This window comes from Corallococcus sp. CA047B (genome assembly GCF_003612065.1).
Lineage (GTDB): Bacteria > Myxococcota > Myxococcia > Myxococcales > Myxococcaceae > Corallococcus > Corallococcus praedator.
Genome location: NZ_RAWD01000497.1, coordinates 1 through 4,783 on the forward strand (window position 1 = coordinate 1; position 4,783 = coordinate 4,783).

Here is a 4,783-nt window from a genome sequence, read left to right on the forward strand (position 1 = left end):
CCCCTTCACTTTGCGCCCCCACGTCCCGCTTTTCGGTGTATTCCGGGCTCCCCCCACCCCTTGGGCGCACCCCTGCGCGGACTCCAGGAGAAGCCATGCATCACAGCCGACTCAGCACCTTCGTCATCGACTGCAAGAGCGACAACCTCGAAGCGTCCGCGCGCTTCTGGAGCGCGGCGCTGGGACGGAAGCTGAAGCCGGTGGATCCGGACTCGCCCAACTACCGCGAGCTGGAGGCGACGGCCGACGAGCCCTCGCTCCTCCTCCAGCAGGTGGACCACGAAAGCCGCATCCACCTGGACATCGAGTCGGACGACCTGGACGCGGAGCTGGAGCGCCTGGAGGCGCTGGGGGCCAAGCGCGTCGCCTACGTGAAGCGCTGGTGGGTGATGGAGGCGCCCACCGGGCATCGCTTCTGCATCGTCCGTCCGCAGCGAGGCCCCCTGGAGGGGCGAGCCAACGTGTGGGACGGCGAGGGCCGCTAGGCAGCGCCCACCCGGGCATCCAGGGCGGCCTGGAGCAGGTCCAGCAGCCCCGGCCACGCCTCCGCGGACAGCCACAGCCCTTCCGGGGCGTGCACCGCGGTCATCGTCAGGGACGAGGCTTCGAAGAGCCGGGCGGCCAGCGCGCCGTCCCTGGGCAGGCGACCCTCCACCCGGAGCACCTGCCCGTCCCACTGGAGGTCCGGCGGCAACAGCTTCTGGGCCAGGGCCTTGAGCGTGGCCCGGCCCGCGCCGGTGCGCAGCGCCACCATCATCAGCGATGACGCACCGGGCGACTCCTCCAGCTCCACCCGGCCCGGCGTGGACAGCCACAGCGTGTAGCGTCCCTGGGCCAGCTCCACGCGCTCCGGGGTGGCCTCCACCCGCAGCCTCCAGCCCTTCACGGACAGCCGCAGGTCGTACACGGCGGGCCGGGAGTCCCAGGAGCGCAGCTCCAGCGCCTTGACGCCCTTGAGCACCTGGCGCGACAGCGCCTCCACCCGCGCGTGCGACAGCCGCACCCGGCGGCCGGCCACATCCACCGCGACCTCCGAGGAGAGCTGTTCGGGCAGCGCCTTCGCCCACGCGAGCGCCCCCTCCAGCATTCCCGTCCACTGCCCCGCCATCGTGCGCGCCTCCCGGGGTGCCCGGGTCTCCAGGGCACCTGTGTCGGGAGCACAATGGGGTACGCGGGGCCCCCGTGCAAAGCGCACGCGCGGTGCTACGGTGCGCCCCGTGCCCCAGAGCGAGTCCCTGTCAGCCCGGGTGGAGCGGTTGGAGCTGCCCTTCAACGAGTACGGCGTCGACCCGTACGGCATCTCCAAGAAGCACCTGAAACTGGCGTTGGAGTTCTTCGCCTTCCTCTACCGGAACTACTTCCGGGTGCGCTGCACCGGCGTGCAACACATCCCCAAGAAGGGCCGGGGCATGCTGGTGGGCAACCACTCCGGCGGCGTCGCGGTGGACGGGATGATGGTGCTCACCTCCACGATGCTGGAGATGGATCCACCCAGGCTCGCGCAGGGCATGGTGGAGCGCTTCATCCACAAGTTCCCGGTGGCCTCCCTGTGGGCCAGCCGCACCGGCCAGTTCACCGGCCTGCCCGAGCACGCCGTGCGCCTGCTGGAGGATGACCGGCTCCTGATGATCTTCCCGGAAGGCGCCCGGGGCACCGCGAAGCTCTACACGGAGCGCTACTCGCTGGTGGACTTCGGCACGGGCTTCATCCGGCTGGCGCTCCAGACGCGCTCGCCCATCATCCCCTTCGCCTTCCTGGGCGGCGGCGCGGCCATCCCCACGGTGACCAACGCGTACGCGCTGGGCAAGCTGCTGGGCGTGCCGTACGTGCCGCTGACGCCGTACCTCCTGCCGCTGCCGCTGCCAGTGGGGCTGGAGATCCATTACGGTGAGCCGCTCGTCTTCCAGGGCACCGGCGACGAGGAGGACCACATCATCCAGGGGTACGTGGACCAGGTGAAGGACAGCATCGCGCGGCTCATCGAGGACCACCGCGCCGAGCGCAACCTGCGCCGCGCCCGGAGGCTGCTGCCATGAAGGTGTTGATCCCCGGCATCTCCGGCGGCATCGCGCGAAGGCTGGCCCTGCGCCTGCGCGACAGCGGACACCAGGTCGCGGGGCTGGACATCCGCCCGTGGCGGGACGGCCCCAAGGACATCGAGGTGCACCCGGTGGACGTGCGCAAGCGCGCCGCCGAGGACGTCTTCCGCCGCTGGAAGCCGGACGCGGTGGTGCACATGGCCACGGTGACGGCCTTCACGGTGCGGGGCGGCGAGCGGGGCCGCATCAACCTGGACGGCACCAAGGCGGTGTTCGACCACTGCGCCGCGCACGGCGTGAAGCAGGTGCTCTTCGTGGGCCGGCACACGTTCTACGGCGCGGCGCCGGACTCGCCGCTGTACCACTCCGAGGACGAGCCCCCGCGCGCGCTGGAGGCCATCCCGGAGCTGGCGGACCTGGTGGCCGCGGACCTGTACGCGGCCACGGCGCTGTGGCGCCTGCCGAACATCACCACCGCGGTGCTGCGGCTCGTGTACACGCTGGGCACGCCGGGCACGGGCACGCTCGCGAACCTGATTCGCGGCAAGCGCGTGCCCATGGTGCTGGGCTATGATCCGCTGTTCCACGTCATGCAGGAGGAGGACGTGGTGACGGCGCTGCAGCTCGCGCTGGAGAAGCGCGTGCGCGGCATCTTCAACGTCGCGGGCCCGTCTCCCGTGCCGCTGTCGGTCATCATCAAGGGCACGGGCCGCACGCCGGTGCCGCTGCCCTCGCCCCTCATGTCGCTCCTGATGGGACGGGCGGGCTTCCCCCGGCTGTCGGTGGGCGCGACGGACCATTTGAGATACCCCATCGTGGTGGACAACAAGCGCTTCCTGGAGGCCACGGGCTTCAAGGCCACCTACGACGAGGGCCGCATCCTCCGGGCGTACGCGGATTCGCTGCCCATCACCCCGTCAGGAATCGGCTGAGATGGTCACGGAGAGCGTGAGTGTGACGCCGGCGCGGGAGGCGACGCCCGGCCTGCTGCGCCGGGTGGAGGCGGTGGTGTTCCTCACCGTGTTCCTGGACCTGGTGGGCTTCGGCATCGTCATCCCGATGCTGCCCTTCTACGTGCAGTCCATGGGCGGCTCGGCGCGGATGGTGGGCATCCTGCTGGGGTGCTTCTCCTTCACCCAGCTGCTCGCGACGCCGCTGCTCGGGCGCTACTCGGACCGGCACGGGCGGCGGGCGGTCATCCTGCTGAGCCTGCTGGCGAACGCGGCGGCGATGGTGCTGTTCGCGCTGGCCAGCTACGAGAAGATGCTGCCCCTGCTCTTCGCCTCGCGCATCCTGGCGGGGGCGACGTCCGGGAACATCGCCGCGTGTCAGGCGGCCATCGCGGACGTGACGACGCGGCAGACGCGCGCGAAGTCGATGGGCCGCATCGGCGCGGGCATCGGGCTGGGCATGGTGCTGGGGCCCACGCTGGGCGGGGTGTTCTCCGGCCTGGGGCCGTGGGTGCCGCCGCTGCTGGCCGGAGGGCTGGCGCTGGTGGGCTTCGTGGGCGCGCTGGTGGCGATGCCGGAGACGCACCCGCCCGAGGCGCGCGTCCAGGCGAAATCCCAGACGCGCTGGTCCGCGTTGCAGGACTCCCCCCGGCGCAAGGCCCTGGGGATGGTGCTGGGATTGTTCTTCGCGGTGTTCCTGTCCATGACCACGCTCCAGGTGGCGTTCGCGCTGGTGGTGCAGTCGCGGCTGGGCTGGGGCTCCAAGGAGGTGGGCTACACGTTCGCGGTGGTGGGCGGACTGGGGCTCATCATCCAGGGCGGACTGATTGGGCCGCTGGCGCGCAAGGTGGGGGAGTTCCGGCTGCTCATCACCGGGGCGCTCATCCTGGCGTCGGGCATGACGGGGCTCGCGGTGTCGCAGCAGGCGCCGCTGATGATGGCCTCCGTGGTGCTGGTGGGCGTGGGCATGGGGTTCCTGCAGCCGCTGATTTCGAGCCTGGCCTCGCAGGTGGCCACGTCGTCGCAGCAGGGCGCCGTGCTGGGTCTGGCGCAGTCGTGCGGGGGCCTTGCGCGCACGGTAGGGCCGGTGGCGACCGGTTGGATGTATGCGTCATTGGGCACCCAGACCCCCTTCCTGACGGGCATGGTTTCCGCGCTCGCGGCGGCGGGGCTGGGGCTGCTCCTGAGTCGGGAATCGCTGGAGGAGAAGGCGCGGTAGAGCGGTTCCAGACCCACCCGGGTCAAACCCATCCGTAAGTCCATACCTCCTTTGGGGGTCTTGTCAGCGCCCGACCTGGCAGAGCAGGCTTTGCACGCACAGGAGGTGGTGAAGCGATACCACTTCCGGGGGGGCGGGCTTGCCATTGGCGGGAGATGTCGCGCTGCTGGATGCGTTGGACCGGCAGGCCCGGCGCCGGAAAGAAGGCATCGCGACGCTGAGCGTGCTGGAGGGCCCGGCGGACGCTGGGGACATGCTCTGGGCCCGGTGGGCGGCCCGCCATGGATTGGCGGTCGTGGAGGTCTCCGGTGAGGACCTGAACGCGGCGGCGCTGGGCTGGGCCCGGGCGCTGGCGGCGGGAAGGGACCTGGGGGCGGACGCGGAGGCGCTGGCGACGTTCAGCCTGGCGGCCGCGAATCCCAGACACATGCCGGTGTTCACGGGCAAGACGGCGCACGAGCGGCGCGTGTTGCTGGACGGGCTGGCGCCGCCCGCGCGGCTGCCGGAGGCCACGTGGGCGCTGTGCCGTGCGCTCATCATCGGCAGGGATGCGACGGCGCCAGCCCGTCCAGCAA

5 protein-coding genes and 1 pseudogene are annotated in these 4,783 nt (G+C 71.2%); 5 read left to right on the plus strand and 1 reads right to left on the minus strand.

All coding sequences use genetic code 11. From position 1 onward, the window contains the following. Positions 1-95: 95 nt before the first annotated feature. On the plus strand, positions 96-485 hold the full coding sequence (locus tag D7X74_RS39765; protein WP_120538148.1) for a VOC family protein: 390 nt from the start codon (positions 96-98) through the stop codon (positions 483-485). Here D7X74_RS39765 and D7X74_RS39770 read toward each other — a convergent pair. Continuing rightward, complete coding sequence (locus D7X74_RS39770) at positions 482-1,108, minus strand: hypothetical protein (protein ID WP_120538149.1); 627 nt, start codon at positions 1,106-1,108, stop codon at positions 482-484. The genes D7X74_RS39765 and D7X74_RS39770 overlap by 4 nt on opposite strands. A 100-nt stretch (positions 1,109-1,208) precedes the next feature. Between D7X74_RS39770 and D7X74_RS39775 the strand changes: the two genes are divergently transcribed. The 4 genes and pseudogenes from D7X74_RS39775 to D7X74_RS39790 form a co-directional block, all read left to right on the plus strand. Beyond that, complete coding sequence (locus D7X74_RS39775) at positions 1,209-2,036, plus strand: lysophospholipid acyltransferase family protein (RefSeq protein ID WP_120538150.1); 828 nt, start codon at positions 1,209-1,211, stop codon at positions 2,034-2,036. After that, complete coding sequence (locus D7X74_RS39780; RefSeq protein WP_120538151.1) at positions 2,033-2,971, plus strand: SDR family oxidoreductase; 939 nt, start codon at positions 2,033-2,035, stop codon at positions 2,969-2,971. Before D7X74_RS39775 ends, D7X74_RS39780 begins: the two co-directional genes overlap by 4 nt. Position 2,972: 1 nt before the next feature. Continuing rightward, positions 2,973-4,208 carry an MFS transporter gene (locus D7X74_RS39785; protein ID WP_120538152.1) on the plus strand — a complete coding sequence of 412 codons (1,236 nt, stop codon included), beginning with the start codon at positions 2,973-2,975 and terminating at the stop codon, positions 4,206-4,208. A gap of 139 nt (positions 4,209-4,347) precedes the next feature. Further along, positions 4,348-4,783: pseudogene (locus tag D7X74_RS39790) on the plus strand (restriction endonuclease); the annotation flags it as partial.

Excerpts from the sequence above, each read along its gene's own strand:
- D7X74_RS39765 (WP_120538148.1), top strand. The coding sequence starts at position 96 with ATGCATCACAGCCGACTCAGCACCTTCGTCATCGACTGCAAGAGCGAC.
- D7X74_RS39770 (WP_120538149.1), bottom strand. The coding sequence starts at position 1,108 with ATGGCGGGGCAGTGGACGGGAATGCTGGAGGGGGCGCTCGCGTGGGCG.
- D7X74_RS39780 (WP_120538151.1), top strand. The coding sequence starts at position 2,033 with ATGAAGGTGTTGATCCCCGGCATCTCCGGCGGCATCGCGCGAAGGCTG.
- D7X74_RS39785 (WP_120538152.1), top strand. The coding sequence starts at position 2,973 with ATGGTCACGGAGAGCGTGAGTGTGACGCCGGCGCGGGAGGCGACGCCC.